At 68.1% G+C, this 12,917-nt stretch carries 10 protein-coding genes and 4 pseudogenes; 8 read left to right on the forward strand and 6 right to left on the reverse strand.

Going from position 1 to position 12,917, the window contains the following annotated elements:
* The coding region (locus tag ABZ904_RS41230) for a transposase (protein ID WP_361829231.1) at window positions 1–587 on the forward strand (587 nt) is incomplete at its 5' end.
* Window positions 588–604: 17 nt separating this feature from the next.
* On the opposite strand, the gene ABZ904_RS41235 is transcribed toward ABZ904_RS41230, so the two are convergent.
* Entirely contained in the window at window positions 605–1,516 is a 912-nt protein-coding gene (locus ABZ904_RS41235; RefSeq protein ID WP_359409696.1) for an ABC transporter ATP-binding protein, read from the reverse strand.
* Between the two features lie 620 nt (window positions 1,517–2,136).
* Between ABZ904_RS41235 and ABZ904_RS41240 the strand changes: the two genes are divergently transcribed.
* Window positions 2,137–2,970: a PIG-L family deacetylase gene (locus ABZ904_RS41240; RefSeq protein ID WP_361002584.1), complete on the forward strand. Its 834-nt coding sequence runs from the start codon at window positions 2,137–2,139 to the stop codon at window positions 2,968–2,970.
* 484 nt (window positions 2,971–3,454) lie between these two features.
* On the opposite strand, the gene ABZ904_RS41245 is transcribed toward ABZ904_RS41240, so the two are convergent.
* Window positions 3,455–3,880, reverse strand: a complete 426-nt coding sequence (locus ABZ904_RS41245; protein WP_361002587.1) for a hypothetical protein — start codon at window positions 3,878–3,880, stop codon at window positions 3,455–3,457.
* 110 nt (window positions 3,881–3,990) lie between these two features.
* On the opposite strand from ABZ904_RS41245, the gene ABZ904_RS41250 reads away from it, so the two are divergent.
* Window positions 3,991–4,263, forward strand: coding sequence for a hypothetical protein (locus tag ABZ904_RS41250; protein ID WP_361002590.1), 273 nt, complete (start codon window positions 3,991–3,993; stop codon window positions 4,261–4,263).
* Between the two features lie 90 nt (window positions 4,264–4,353).
* A pseudogene (locus ABZ904_RS41255) lies at window positions 4,354–4,563 on the forward strand (hypothetical protein); the annotation flags it as partial.
* 409 nt (window positions 4,564–4,972) lie between these two features.
* On the opposite strand, the pseudogene ABZ904_RS41260 reads toward ABZ904_RS41255, so the two are convergent.
* Window positions 4,973–6,308 (reverse strand): annotated as a pseudogene (locus ABZ904_RS41260) (NF041680 family putative transposase); the annotation flags it as partial.
* A 449-nt stretch (window positions 6,309–6,757) separates the two neighbouring features.
* Here ABZ904_RS41260 and ABZ904_RS41265 point away from each other — a divergent pair.
* The gene (locus ABZ904_RS41265; protein ID WP_361002593.1) at window positions 6,758–7,492 is read left to right on the forward strand and encodes a hypothetical protein; all 735 of its coding nucleotides are present in this window, start codon (window positions 6,758–6,760) and stop codon (window positions 7,490–7,492) included.
* A 198-nt stretch (window positions 7,493–7,690) separates the two neighbouring features.
* On the opposite strand, the gene ABZ904_RS41270 is transcribed toward ABZ904_RS41265, so the two are convergent.
* Complete coding sequence (locus ABZ904_RS41270; protein ID WP_359409706.1) at window positions 7,691–8,620, reverse strand: LysR family transcriptional regulator; 930 nt, start codon at window positions 8,618–8,620, stop codon at window positions 7,691–7,693.
* 116 nt (window positions 8,621–8,736) lie between these two features.
* Here ABZ904_RS41270 and ABZ904_RS41275 point away from each other — a divergent pair, with 116 nt between their 5' ends.
* Complete coding sequence (locus tag ABZ904_RS41275; protein ID WP_361002596.1) at window positions 8,737–10,143, forward strand: MFS transporter; 1,407 nt, start codon at window positions 8,737–8,739, stop codon at window positions 10,141–10,143.
* Between the two features lie 387 nt (window positions 10,144–10,530).
* Complete coding sequence (locus tag ABZ904_RS41280; protein WP_359409725.1) at window positions 10,531–10,791, forward strand: transposase; 261 nt, start codon at window positions 10,531–10,533, stop codon at window positions 10,789–10,791.
* 502 nt (window positions 10,792–11,293) lie between these two features.
* Here ABZ904_RS41280 and ABZ904_RS41285 read toward each other — a convergent pair.
* Window positions 11,294–11,431, reverse strand: a pseudogene (locus tag ABZ904_RS41285) (ATP-binding protein); the annotation flags it as partial.
* Between the two features lie 166 nt (window positions 11,432–11,597).
* On the opposite strand from ABZ904_RS41285, the gene ABZ904_RS41290 reads away from it, so the two are divergent.
* Window positions 11,598–12,503: a hypothetical protein gene (locus tag ABZ904_RS41290; protein WP_361002598.1), complete on the forward strand. Its 906-nt coding sequence runs from the start codon at window positions 11,598–11,600 to the stop codon at window positions 12,501–12,503.
* On the opposite strand, the pseudogene ABZ904_RS41295 reads toward ABZ904_RS41290, so the two are convergent.
* Window positions 12,481–12,696, reverse strand: a pseudogene (locus tag ABZ904_RS41295) (transposase); the annotation flags it as partial. The gene ABZ904_RS41290 and the pseudogene ABZ904_RS41295 overlap by 23 nt on opposite strands.
* Window positions 12,697–12,917 lie beyond the last annotated feature (221 nt).

A 12,917-nucleotide genomic window follows, 5' to 3' on the forward strand; every position in this document is an offset into this window, starting at 1 on the left:
GCGGGCGCCTGCGCGCCGCCCCCGAGGCGGTCTCCCGCCTCAGCGAAGCCGTCGTCGAACAGCTCGTTCGTCTCCAGGTCCGGCTGGTGCAGTCCATCCGCACGACCATCCACACCCTGGACAAGGCCATCGCCGAAGCCACCGAAACCCACCCCTACGCGCCGCTGTTCGCCACCATGCCGCGCATCGGGAAAGTCAGCCTCGGTCAGGTCATCGGCGAGATCGGCCCCATCCTGGAACGCGCCCAGACCTGCGAACAGCTCATCGCCGAAGCCGGTGTCGTCCCCGTCACCCGCGCCTCGGGCAAGGCCCGCACGGTCTCCTTCCGCTTCGCGATCAACCGCAGCGCCCGCGTCGCGCTGACCACCTTCGCCGACAACAGCCGACACGGCGGCGACTGGGCCGCCAAGATCTACAACGATGCCCGAGCGCGCAAGAAGCGACACCCTCACGCCATCCGCATCCTGGCCCGAGCATGGCTCCGCGTGATGTGGGCCTGCCGGCGCGACGGCGTCTGCTACGACCCCGTGATCCACCAGGCCAACAACAAGATCAACACGCCCACCGACGAGCCTCTCGCGGCATAGAGGTCGACTCAGGGAACTCATGCCGAGGCCTCCGTCAGGTCCAGGAACGCGTCGTCCAGCGTGGCGTCGGTGACGCGGAGTTGATGGGCGGTGATGTGCTGCCGGGCGAGCAGGGAGATGACCGCGTTGACGGTCTCGTCGGTGCCGGCGAGCGTGATCCGGCCGTCCTTGTGGGCGACGGACGCGAGCGCCGGCAGCGCCTGCAGTTCGTCCTCGTCCAGCGGCGCCGACGGGGTGAAGCTGATGACCGTGGAACCGGACGCGCGGCGGATCAGTCCGGCGGGGGTGTCCAGGGCGGCGATCCGGCCCTTGTCGATGACCGCGATACGGTCGCAGAGCCGCTGCGCCTCCTCCATGAAGTGCGTGACGAGCAGGACGGTGACGCCGTTGCCCCGTACGTCCTCGATGAGCCGCCAGGTGTCGCGGCGGGCTCGCGGGTCGAGTCCGGTGGTGAGCTCGTCGAGGACGACCACCCTCGGGTTGCCGATGAGGGCGAGCGCGATGAACAGGCGTTGTTTCTGGCCGCCGCTGAGTTTGCCGAACCGGGTGGTGAGCTGTCCGGTGATGTCGAGGCGCTCGGCGAGCGGGCGCCAGTCGGCGGGGTGCGGATAGAAGGACGCGTACAGCTCCAGCGCCTCGCGCACGGTGAGCTTGGCCTGCAGTTCGCTCTGCTGGAGCTGGGCGCCGAGGACCCGGGAGACCTGCTCGTGGTCGGCGACGGGATCGAGCCCGGCGACCCGGACCCGTCCCTCGTCGGGGGTCCTGAGGCCCTCGACGCACTCGACGGTGGTGGTCTTGCCCGCGCCGTTCGGGCCGAGGATTCCGAAGATCTCGCCCTCCTCCACGGCGAAGGTGACGCCGTCGACGACGGCCCTTCCCCCGTAGGACTTGCGCAGTCCGCTGACTTCGATGACGGGATGCGTGGTCATGCCTCGAGGGTCCCGGCCGGAGCCCGTCCGGCACATCGGCCGCCTCGCTCGAAGGTGCATCAGCCGATCGGTTGATGCGGGGGTACGACCCGGCGGCCGACGGACCGGGCGACTCCTCGTACACGCGGGTCGTAGGACCGCAGACGGATCCGGGTCCGGTCAAAACGCGGTGGGCGCTGTCGGTGCCGGTACGTAGGCTCCTGCTGATGCCCGCACAACGTGTAACCCCCAAGGACCGCTCCGCCGTGCGCACCCTGCTGCGCCTGTGGCCGTATGTCCGACCGGTGCGCCTGAGCCTGTTCACCGCCGCGTTCGTCGCGATCGGCGCCTCGCGCGTCGGCCTGGTGATCCCGCTGGTCCTCAAGTGGCTCGTGGGCGGGCCGGTGGCCGACCGGGATCTGTACCTCGTTCGCGTTGGACGCCGACGCCTGGAAGGCCAATCGGCCGCGCCGCGAACAGCCGGTCCGGCGGGCACGGTTGCATCGACCGAGGGACCGGCGCCGCACGGGCCGGGAACACGGACCACAAGGTCGTCCGCACCACTAGGATCCGGGCCCCAAGAACGCGGTACGCCCGCCGCACACTCGGACCAAGACGTATTTCTGCAGGAGGACTGTTTCATGACTGACCGGCCCTTGACGCTCATGGCGGTACACGCCCACCCCGACGACGAGGCCACCGGCACCGGAGGGGTCCTCGCTCGGTACGCGGCGGAAGGCATCCGCACGGTTCTCGTAACGTGTACCGACGGCCGTTGCGGTGACGGACCGGGAGGTGCCAAGCCGGGCGATCCCGGGCACGATCCCTCGGCCGTCGCCCTGATGCGCCGTCAAGAACTTGAGGCGAGCTGTGACGTCCTGAAGGTCAGCGATCTGGAGATGCTGGACTATGCCGACTCCGGGATGACGGGCTGGCCGAGCAACGACGCCCCCGGATCCTTCTGGCAGACCCCCGTGCAGGAAGGCGCGGCCCGACTCGCGACACTCATGCGACACTACCGACCTGATGTGGTCGTCACCTACGATGAGAACGGCTTCTACGGCCACCCCGACCACATCCAGGCCCACCGCATCACGATGGCGGCGCTGGAGATGACCGCGCTGGCACCGAAGGTGTACTGGACCACGATGCCTCGCTCGATGATGCAGCGGTTCGGCGAGATCATGCGCGAGTTTCATGAGGACATGCCGCAGCCGGATCCCGCCGAGGCCGCCGCGATGGCCGAGATCGGCCTCCCCGACGATGAGATCACCACGTGGGTGGACACCACCGCGTTCAGCGGTCAGAAGTTCGACGCGTTGGCCGCGCACGCCAGCCAGGGCGAGAACATCTTCTTCCTCAAGATGGGCAAGGAGAGGTTCGGCGAGTTGATGGGCATGGAGACCTTCGTACGTGTCCAGGACACCACCGGCGCGGCCATACCCGAGAACGATCTCTTCGCCGGACTGCGCTGATCCGCCTGTCCGACCGGCCGGGAAAGCGCATCGACCGCACGGCGCGATCGAGCGAGTCACAGATAGGTGGCAAAGCACACCGGGCGCTCGTGTGGCAGCGGCCCGGTCTCTACGGCCCTGGCAGACGGCCTGACCGGCGGGCAGCGGCCTCACGGGGCGCGCCCGTCGGACAGCCGTCTCCACCGTGCGGGCGCATGATCCACGTCTTGCATTGCTGGTGGCACTTCACGGTCAATGACGTCGCGTCAGCCGTCCACGCTGGCGGCCGTGGCAGGAACGATTGGATGCCGCCTTGGCGCTGCGGGTCGGGCCAGTACCAGCCGAACGGGGCCCGGGTGGGTTGTCCAAGTACCGGTGGTACCAGCAGATTCCGGAGTGCCAGTGCAGGGCGAGATCGATGGCACACGCCGCCTCCTCGGCGTTGCAGTTGTGGCACGGCAGACCTTCTCCGAACTACGGGTTCGGCACGAGGGTGCGCGTTGAGTCAGGAGTGTCCCGGCTCCCGGTTGAGTTCGTGGTAGGCGCGGAAGTCGAAGAAGCGCAGACCGTCGATCACTGCTCCGGACTCGATTTCCTGCACGGTCCAGGGGCGGGCGGAGTAGTCATCGATCGCCACGCCTCCATGTTCGAGTCGCAGCGCGATCAGCTGGTGAACCTCTGCTGTGCCGTCGATCCGACCGGAGATGTCGATCTGCACTGCCCAGGTGGGGTGGAATCCGACGGCCCCGTCGAGGACCGACACGTCGTCGGGCTCCCAGTCACAGAAGAGGCACCCGTTCGGCTCTTCGTCGATGTCGATGTAGAGGTTGCCGCCCAGGGTCCAGGGATGGCGCTGCTGGTTCAGGTGCCGATCAAGTGCGGCGATAGTCTCAGCTCGCTCACCTGCGGGGAACACGAACACTGTGCGCATGGATTGGAGCCTAGGCGGTCCGTCTTCGAGGCGGCTACGAGTATCCAAGGCTGGTCCAGGGCCGGTGGGGAGGTGCGTCCGGCGATGTTGGCGAAAGTAAGCAGGCCCAGGTGAGTGACCGTGGGCTCGAGAGCGGCGTCGAGCTGAGACAGTTTGTCTTCGGCGCCGACGGGGCTGATCTCGAGGCCTTCGACTTCGACGAGCCAACCCTCTTGCTGGGCCTCGGCGATCCTGTCGATCAGGTTGTCGCGGATCTCGATCAGTCGGTCTCGCTGGGAGGGTTCGGGGCGGAGGAGCGAGCATCGGCCGCAAGCTTCTCTGAACTTTGGGGCCGTGCCGTCCCAAAGCTTCTGATCTGCAGCTCTTTGAAACCGAACCGGTGATGCCAGAGGGACCACAGCGAGATGTTCCGCTGAGCGAGAACTGCTCCGGCTGCCGCCTCAGTACTGTGACTTCGCAGGACCGACACCGAGATCGAGATCACCGCAGACCTGGTCCGCGACCTGCTGCAGGAGCAACATCCAGACCTTGCAAGGCTGGCCATCCGGAAGGTGGCGGGCAGCTGGGGCAACCAAATGTGGTGCCTCGGAGACGAGTTGGCCGTGCGCATGCAGCGCATGGACCCCACTCCGGAGCTCCAGCTGAAGGAGCGGCGGTGGCTACCTGTGCTGGCCCCGCGCTTGATCCTTTGCCGACAGGGGCGCTTCACTGCACCAAGCAAGCCGACACGCCGATCCATGGCGCGGTTCAGGCGAGTAGGCGTTACACCGCGGGACACCTGCCGAGCACGATCAAGGCGATGCTGGCTGTGTGTTCGGCGCCTTCGCAGTAGCGTTCAGCGATTTCCCGAATGTGCTCCCGCTTCGGACTTGGCCATGCTGGCGAAGAACACGTAGGGTGCTGCACGTTTGCGATGGGCTCCGAGAACGGCGGTTACAGACAAACCGAAAACGAGCCGACGGGAACTGCCGGCCTCTCAGCTTGATCTTTATGGTCTGACCCGGTTGCGTTCGGCGATGGTCTCCTGTCGTCTGACCGTTTTGCCCACGTCGTAGTGGTGGCGGGGTGTCGGTTCTTCGAGCCGGGCGGTCAGCCGGGGCCGGGCCGGTTGGGTTTCGGCGCACGGGCCGGGCAGGGCAAGTTGGGGCGGAGGTTCCTGAACCCCCGGCGGACCCGGGCCGGGGTGAGACGGCCGGACTCGGCCGGCTTCTCCCAGGGGTGGCGGAGGTCCTCGGCCAGCGACCGGGCGAGGCGGAGTTGAGTATGCGCTGCGATGATCAGCCAGGTCCACCGGTCCGCCGCCTCGGGTGTGCGGAGCTTCGGGCGGGTCCAGCCCAGCGTCTGCTTGATCATCCGGAAGGTGTGCTCCAGATCGAACCTGCGCAAGAACGCCTGCCAGCGCAGGTCGGCGTCCTCACCCGACAGGTCGGTGGCCGACGTCCACAGCCAGACGGGGAGTGGGTCGTGGCCGCTGGGCAGGCGGTCGACCCGACCTCAAGTCGGATCAACGTGCCCTCAATGACGGGGAGTTCGTCGGTGTGGTTGATCCATGCCGAGCGCGTGGTCAGCCTCGGGTGAATGCGGCCCAGGCCATCGCGCGGGCGGTGCCGTAGCGCTCGGTGACCTGCACGGTCTCCGCGTCAGGATCGCCCTAGGAATCCGGCTTGGCGAAGCGGAACTCCTCGCCGTGCTTCGGCGGCCGTCCGCCCTGCGGCAGTGAGATCCATGGCGCCGGGACCGGCTTGCGCGTCACCCGGTCCGTGCGCATCCGCCCCAGGACTTCCACCGGTAGTCCTTCCAGCAGGTAGGCCATGCGGGGAGCGTCGTAGCCGGCGTCGAAGACGACCAGGATGTCGCGGTCACCCGCGTGCCAACGGCCCATGTCGATCAGGTCCTCGACCACGCGGCGGACCTGGGCCGCGGTGATCTCGGCGACATCGTCGGCCGGCCCCAGCCGCAGTGCGTCCAGGATCTGGCACCACGAGGTCCGGCCCGACTCCAGTGCGGCCACGAACGAGTAGGGCCAGCCGGGCACAAACTGGTCCGACGAGCGTTCGCTGCGGCCGTAGACATGGCAGAACAAGTGGTCCGCACTGGTCGGCGCGTCCGGCCGGAGCCAGTGGGTGACGTCCACCGCCAGGACCAGGCGCCCGTCGGCCGCCTCGGGCTGCGGCAGCCCGGCCAGCACCTGCCGCAGCCGCGGCACATCGACGTTCCCGCGGTTCAGCGCGTCGTACATCGCACCGTGCCCGCGCCGAAGCTCGGCCACCAGCGTGAGGTCCACCGGCGTGGTCACCGGCCCGTCCGCGCACAGCAACGCGTCGGTCAACTCGAACAAGGTGTCCCCGCGCGCGGTCAGGCAGTCGAAGAAGTCGCCCCGGAAATGTGACGCCACAGCGAATGCTTCACCGGGAACAGGTTCAAGCAGCAGACTCACCCTCACGGCCCTCGTCTTGATCAGTGCACCCTGTTCGGAGCACTGATCAGGCGAATGCCGCCGCAGTGTCCGGAGAATGCCGAGCTGGGCAGCATACTTCGAGGCACCTTTCGACACCGGATGTCCTGTGACACGGCCGCTGCTGGGGTGGGCTGGTTGAGGACCGGTAAGGTAGCGCTCTTCGGGCGGCTCAGCCCCTGGAGTCCTAGAGGCGACTTCCTATGAACCTCCGCCCCATGACTGCTCGTTCCGATGCCGCGATACACCACGTGTGGCGGCTTCCCGCTGCCGATGCCGGTCGGGGGTACCGAGCACTCTGGTGGAGTGTCGGGCCCGCCGGGGAACTTGCGGTCCTGTTGGTCCACCGGCGCTATCTTGCTCGCAACCGCTACCCCAAGGGGTGGATCGGGTGGGGGCTGGAAGTTCCGTTCACTGGTGAATTGGTCACCATCACCGGCCGGGAGGAGCGGCGCACCCTGGTGAAGGACATTCGGATGTGGCCAGGCCACCTGGCCCTGCTCCCGGATTCCAGATTCCTGCTGGTGAGTGGCCGCACGTTCCGGAACGAGGCCGAGGGTCCCTGGCCGGCCAACGCTGTGGTGTTCTCCCCATCCGGGACACCTGAAGCCGAGTTCTGCGTCGGCGATGACATCCCCGCCCTGGTCACCGATGTCCACGGCGGCATCTGGACGGCTTACGGCGACGAAGGCATCTACGGCGGCCACCCCGAGTCGGGAGCGGGCCTCGCGGGCTGGAACACCCGAGGCCAGGCGGCTTGGACTCCCGACGGGCGGCTGCCCGACCACCCACTGCAAGGCTGCACCGCCGCGACCGAGAACGAACGGGTATGGCTCGTGTGGTACTCCGGCAGCAGCAGAGGCGGCACCTTCCTGACACAGATCACCCCGTCCACCGGCGACGTGGTCAGCTACCCCAGTCCGGTCCGCGCCCCGGACGGATTCGCGGTCCGAGGCAACCAGGCAGTACTTACACGCCGGAACCACAACAAGCGGTCCGTCGAGCTCACACGTGCCGAACTCAACGGCACCGCGTGGACAGTGACCAGCCGCCGCACGCTTCGCGTTCCCGGTCGAGTGGTCATGCGTTGCGGCCAAGGCCGCAACGGCTCCCTCTGGCTCCGCGCAGGCGACACCTGGCTGCGCATAGAAGCATGAACACCCCCCACAACATCCCAGCCGGTCCAACTTCGACGGCCGGCGGTCCAGGTTCGACGTCCCGGAACACCGGAGGTTGAAGAACAAGCTCAGGGCCTGTTGATGAAGGGGCTGGGCCGTACAGATGGACTGACGTCGATGACTGGACAGTCGCCGTGATCGCCGACCTGTTCGCCGCGCCCATCTGAGCGAGCATTCCTACCCCCACTCGCCGCCTGATGGCGGTTCGTCTATGTCGTCCTTGTCGTCGGTGTGGGCCAGGAGGTGGTCGCGGAGTGCGCGGGCCGTGTCCGAGAGATCGCGGTCGCTGGTGAAGCAGGCGACCAGCCGCCGGGCCGCCCATGGTTCGGCCAGGGGGATGGCGGCCAGGGTGCCGCTGGTGAGCCGGCGCCGCACGCTGTACCAGGGCAGGATGGCGATGCCGATTCCCCCGGCCACGGCGTGACAGGCCGCGTCGATGCTGGGCAGCCGGACGCGATACCTCGGCTGGGTGCCCAGCGGCTGGGCGTGCGTCTCCAGGTGCTCTTGCAACGGGTTGGCGACGTTCAGGCCGACGAACGCGCGGCCGAGCACGTCGGCGTACGGTACCCGGGACAGGCGGGCCAGCGGGTCGTCAGGGAGGGTGACGACTACCAGCGGATCCGGGCGGACCACCCGGGTTTCCAGCTGCCCGAGTTCGACGGAGTCGGCGACGATTCCGATGTCGGCGCGGCGTTCGGCCACGGCCGCGATGATGCGGTGGCTCGGGCGTTCCTCCAGGTCGATGCGGGCGTGCGGGTACTGGGCGAGAAACGAGACGGCGGCTGCGGGCATGAGGCTCTCGGTGGCGGCGGTGTTGGCCTGGACGCGGACGGTGGCGCCGTGTCCCTGCGCGTACTCGTCCAGTTCTGTGCGCAGCTGGCCGACCGCGTGGCACACGGTCCTGGCGTGGCGGAGCAGCACTTGTCCTGCCGGCGTGAGGGCGACTCCGCGGCGGCCACGGTCGAAGAGCGTCACGCCCAGGGTGTGCTCCAGGCTGCGGATGCGCCCGCTGGCCGAGGGCAGGGACAGCCGGGCGCGGGCCGCGCCGTGCGTGATGCTGCCTGTCTCCGCGACCGCCGTCACGAGGTCGAGATCGATGAGGTCCACTGACAGTCCCTGTCTTGGTGATACTTCTAAGGCACGCCAGCCTTCGGCTTTTCCGAACCCTATCTGAAAATACCTCGCATTTACCAGGTATTTTTCCGTAGCCATAATGAATCCCGATGGCTACTGCATATTCTCACCCGCGAATTCCGACCCGCACCGAGCGCGGCGGCGGGCTCGCGCTGACCGGAATCTGCCTCGGCTTCTTCCTGGTCCTGTTCGACGCCACCGCGGTGAACGTCGCGACCGGAGGCATCACCAGTGGCCTGGGAGCATCGGTGATCACCCTGCAGTGGGTGCTCAACGCCTATACCGTGGCGTTCGCGGCCTTGATGCTGACTGCGGGCAGCCTCGGCGACCGCTGGGGGGCGCGCCGCGTCTACCAGGGCGGCGCCGCGCTGTTCGCGGTGTCCAGCGCCGTATGCGCGGCGGCGCCCAACGCGACCACGCTGGTCACGGCGCGGGCCGTGCAGGGGATCGGTGCGGCAGCGGTGGTGCCGTGCTCGCTGGCCCTGATCGCGCACCGCTACCCGGAACCCGTCGCCAGGGCCCGCGCGCTGGGTATCTGGGGCGGTGTCTCGGGCATCGGCCTGACCGCCGGACCCGTGATGGGCGGATGGCTGGTCGCGGCGCTGGGCTGGCGCTCGGTCTTCCTCGTGGTGGTGCCGGTTTCCGCGGTGTCGATAGCCCTCATCGCCGCGCACACCGCGGAGATACCACGCCACGCCGCGACCCGGCCCGATCTGCGTGGCCAGCTGCTTGCCGTTGCCTCCCTTGTCGCGTTGACCGCGTCGCTGACCATGACGTCGACGCTGGGCTGGAGCTCGCCGCTCGTGCTGGGCCTACTGGCCGTCGCCGTGGCACTGGGCGCCTGCTTCGTGGTGGCCGAGCACCGTGTCAGCGAGCCGATGCTGCCGCCGGCGCTGTTCAGGAGCAGCGCATTCAGCGGTGCGACCGGAGTCGGGCTGCTGTTCAATTTCGGTCTCTACGGCGTGCTGTTCTGCATCACCATCTTTCTGGAGCGCACGCTGCGCCAGTCCGCCGCGGTCACCGGCGTGGCACTGTTGCCGCTGACCGCGGTGACCGCGATCACCGCCCTGTTCTCCGGTCGCGTCACCAGCAGGTTCGGCCCCCGGCTGCCCATGGCGCTCGGGCTGTCCGGCGGGCTGCTCGGCACGTGCCTGCTAGCCGCCTGCGGCGACCACTCGGGGACGGTGGCGCTGGCGGTCTTCGGCGCGATCACGGGCTGTGTCGGCCTGTGCATGCCCGCGATGACCGGGGTCGCGCTGGCCGGGCTCCGGCCGCAGCGGACCGGACTCGGCGCCGCTACCCTCAACGCCGCGCGCCAGGCCGGGGGAGCGCTCGGCATCGCCCTGCTCGGCAGCACCGCGTTGCAGCGGCCCGGGGCGGCAGGCCCGGACCTGCCGCACCTGCGGCTGCCCATGATCCTCACCGCTACCGGCTACCTGATCGCCGTCATCGTCACCCTCACCGCGATCGGTGGCCCCACAAGGCGACCTCGGTGATCACCGACCCCTGCTCCTGCGCGAGGGGGCTGATGTCTGTTTACCCTGCTACCGTCCTGAGCGCTATTCGCTGCGCGTCCCCGGGCTGCCCATGCCATGACCGCGTGCCGCGCCACCCGTCAGACCTGACCGATAAGCAGTGGTCTGTACTCGAGCCGTGGGCACGCCAGGTAATGAGGGACCTTACCGTTGCCGTTGGCCGGCCGATGGTCCATGACCTGCGGGCGATGTGCGACGCGGTCGCCTATGTGGTGAAGAACGGGGGTCGAGTGGCGTCCCCTCCCTGTCGATTTCCCGCCGTGGGAGTGGGAGACGGTATACGCGTTCTTCGAGCGGTGGAACGGCCGCGGCCTGCCGCAGGCGCTGGTCACCCGGCTGCGGGAGCTGCTGCGTCAGCACCAGGGCCGGGCCGCGCAGCCGACCGCGTGCATCGTCGACTCCCAGATGGTCAAGGCCCACGACACCGTCGGCAAGGCCCCGAGCGGCTACCACGGGGGCAAGAAGGTCACCGGCCGCGGCCGACATATCGCCGTGGACACCGAGGGCTGGCTGCTGGCCCTGGTCGTGACCGCCGCGAACATCAGCGACAAGGCCGGGGCGAAACTCCTGTCGGTGTACGGACTTCTCTCCCCAGCTGGGTACAGATGAACGTCCCCAGCTGTTTCTGATCCTGGTTGTCATGCTGATGCCATGACAATCAAGGGGTGAGGCATAGCGGCCGTGGCCTGGAGCGTGCTTGCTGTGCTGTTTCTGGGGACAGCGGTGTGGGTCGGGGCTCTCGGGTTCGTGCGGCTGGGACTGGCTGGGGACGAAGTCCGAGTTCGTCTTTCGCGGTGCCAGCCCGAAGCCGGGGGTCGAGGAGGAAACCACGTCGAGTGCTCTGGTCAGCTCGTGGGTGACGTGAGCACGAACCACCGTGATGGTGCGTTATGACGGCAGGCAAGGGGAGGTGGTGCCCGCCGCCAGAACGACGTGGGGAACGTTGGAGGTGGTGGACAGGGGTATCCCGTCGTGGGGAACGGCGGTTCTGTATCCACTCCTGCTTCTCGGTGCTACAGCGTTGACCGCCTACTTCGCCCATTGCGATCCGGTCGTCGCGGAAGGAGGCAGACTGCGTCAAGCGTCGTGTGCGACTCGGGGGATCAGGCTCCTATGCCACTTCGTTCTCTCGCTCGATGGCCTTGAGGCGGTCCTTGAGTTGGTAGCTAGGGCCGTTGATGGAGATCACTTCGCAGTGGTGCAGGAGACGGTCGAGGATGGCAGTGGCGAGGACCTCGTCGCCTAAGAGGGCGATACGCGAGTTGATGTCCGGGTCGTGACTGCGGGTTGAGTGAGGTTGGCGGGTCGGGTGTCCGCGTCCGGGGTCGCGGGCCGGGCTGGGTGAACGTGTCCGCCGATCCGGAGTGAGTCTGGGCAATGTGAGCCCGTCGAGGTGTTATGGCACCATCCCCGTTGTGGATGACCGTATGTATGACGTGGATTGGTCCGGTCTCTTCCATGCCTCGGGCCCCGCCGGCGACACGCCGCGGCATCTGGCTGCTCTCCTCGGCGACGATGCGGAGGCTTTCGTCGACGGGTACTCGCACCTGTGGTCGGCGACGCTTCGTCGCGAGGGCAAGGCCTGGCCTGCGACGGCGCCCACCGCGCTGCTTGTCGCCGAGCTCCTGGACAATCCGCTGCTGGGGCCGGATGATCCCTCGTTGCCTGATGCCATGCTCGCCTATCTGTACGAGGTCGGCGTCGCCGCCGACCTCGGAGACCGGGCTGCGGAGATCCGTGCTCGGGTCAAGGACCGCGCACCGGAGCTGCGGGCCTGGACTGCCGAGTACGTGTCGACCGATGCGGATGGCAGGGCCCGGACATGGCGGGACGGCACGGGGCTGGGTGAACTCGTCCTCGATCAGGCGGCGCTTGCCTGCTTCGACCTGGTTCCCGCGCTCCTGCGGCGAACACTGCCGCACCTCGCGTCGGATCGCGCCAGGCGCAGGACATGCGCCGCCGCAGCTGTCGGGTCACTAGCGCGGCATCCCGCAGCCTCCGGGCAACGTCCGGAGCTGCAGAAACAGTTGACGTCGATGGCCCGGGCCGCCGGTTCCTCGCACGACCTGGCGACGATTGTGATCGCCATTGGCCACCTCGACGGCGACACGCGCCCCTGGCTGGCTGACCCGCATGCAGGCGTTCGGGCCTGCGCGGCCCTGGCGCCCGACCTTGCCGGCGACGACGCAGCGGACCAGGTGCTGATGGAACTGGCGCGGTCGCCGCAAGCCTTCGGCAAGTCCTTTGGCGACCTGGCTCCACCCCTGCAGCTCCAGTCCAAGTCGTACCAGGACCTGCTCACAGGGCGACGCGCGAGTTGATGCCCGGTCGCTGGCGTACTTCGCGCTCGGAGCTGGTCAGCTCGCCGGACCCGCGCTCGCCCCGGTCCGCCTTCACCTGGCGGTACCAGCCGCGCAGGGACTCGGAGCTGATGCCGAGTTCCCGGGCGAAGGCGGTGACCGTCCTGCCCGAGAAATCGACGAGCGCGATCGCATCCCGCTTGAACTCCTCGGTGTACCGCTTCGTGCACTTGCTTCCCGCCTGGTGCTACTTCCTCTGGAGCCTCAAAATCCCAGTGTCCAGGTGTCCATGATCAAGGGGAAGCTTCACCCCCGTGGATGGAGGTGGTGTGCTGCACGGGACGGCTTGTGAGCGCGGGCCACGTACGTTTGAGGGCGTTTGCGGTGGTGATCGAGGTCGTTGCCAGGTTGGGCTTTCGTTGCGGGTCAAGGGTG

It is taken from the genome of Streptomyces sp. NPDC046900 (assembly GCF_040644975.1).
Lineage (GTDB): Bacteria > Actinomycetota > Actinomycetes > Streptomycetales > Streptomycetaceae > Streptomyces.

Bases quoted from the DNA above. Each gene is read 5' to 3' on its own strand.
- ABZ904_RS41235 (WP_359409696.1), bottom strand. From the start codon at position 1,516: ATGACCACGCATCCCGTCATCGAAGTCAGCGGACTGCGCAAGTCCTAC.
- ABZ904_RS41240 (WP_361002584.1), top strand. From the start codon at position 2,137: ATGACTGACCGGCCCTTGACGCTCATGGCGGTACACGCCCACCCCGAC.
- ABZ904_RS41245 (WP_361002587.1), bottom strand. From the start codon at position 3,880: ATGCGCACAGTGTTCGTGTTCCCCGCAGGTGAGCGAGCTGAGACTATC.
- ABZ904_RS41275 (WP_361002596.1), top strand. From the start codon at position 8,737: ATGGCTACTGCATATTCTCACCCGCGAATTCCGACCCGCACCGAGCGC.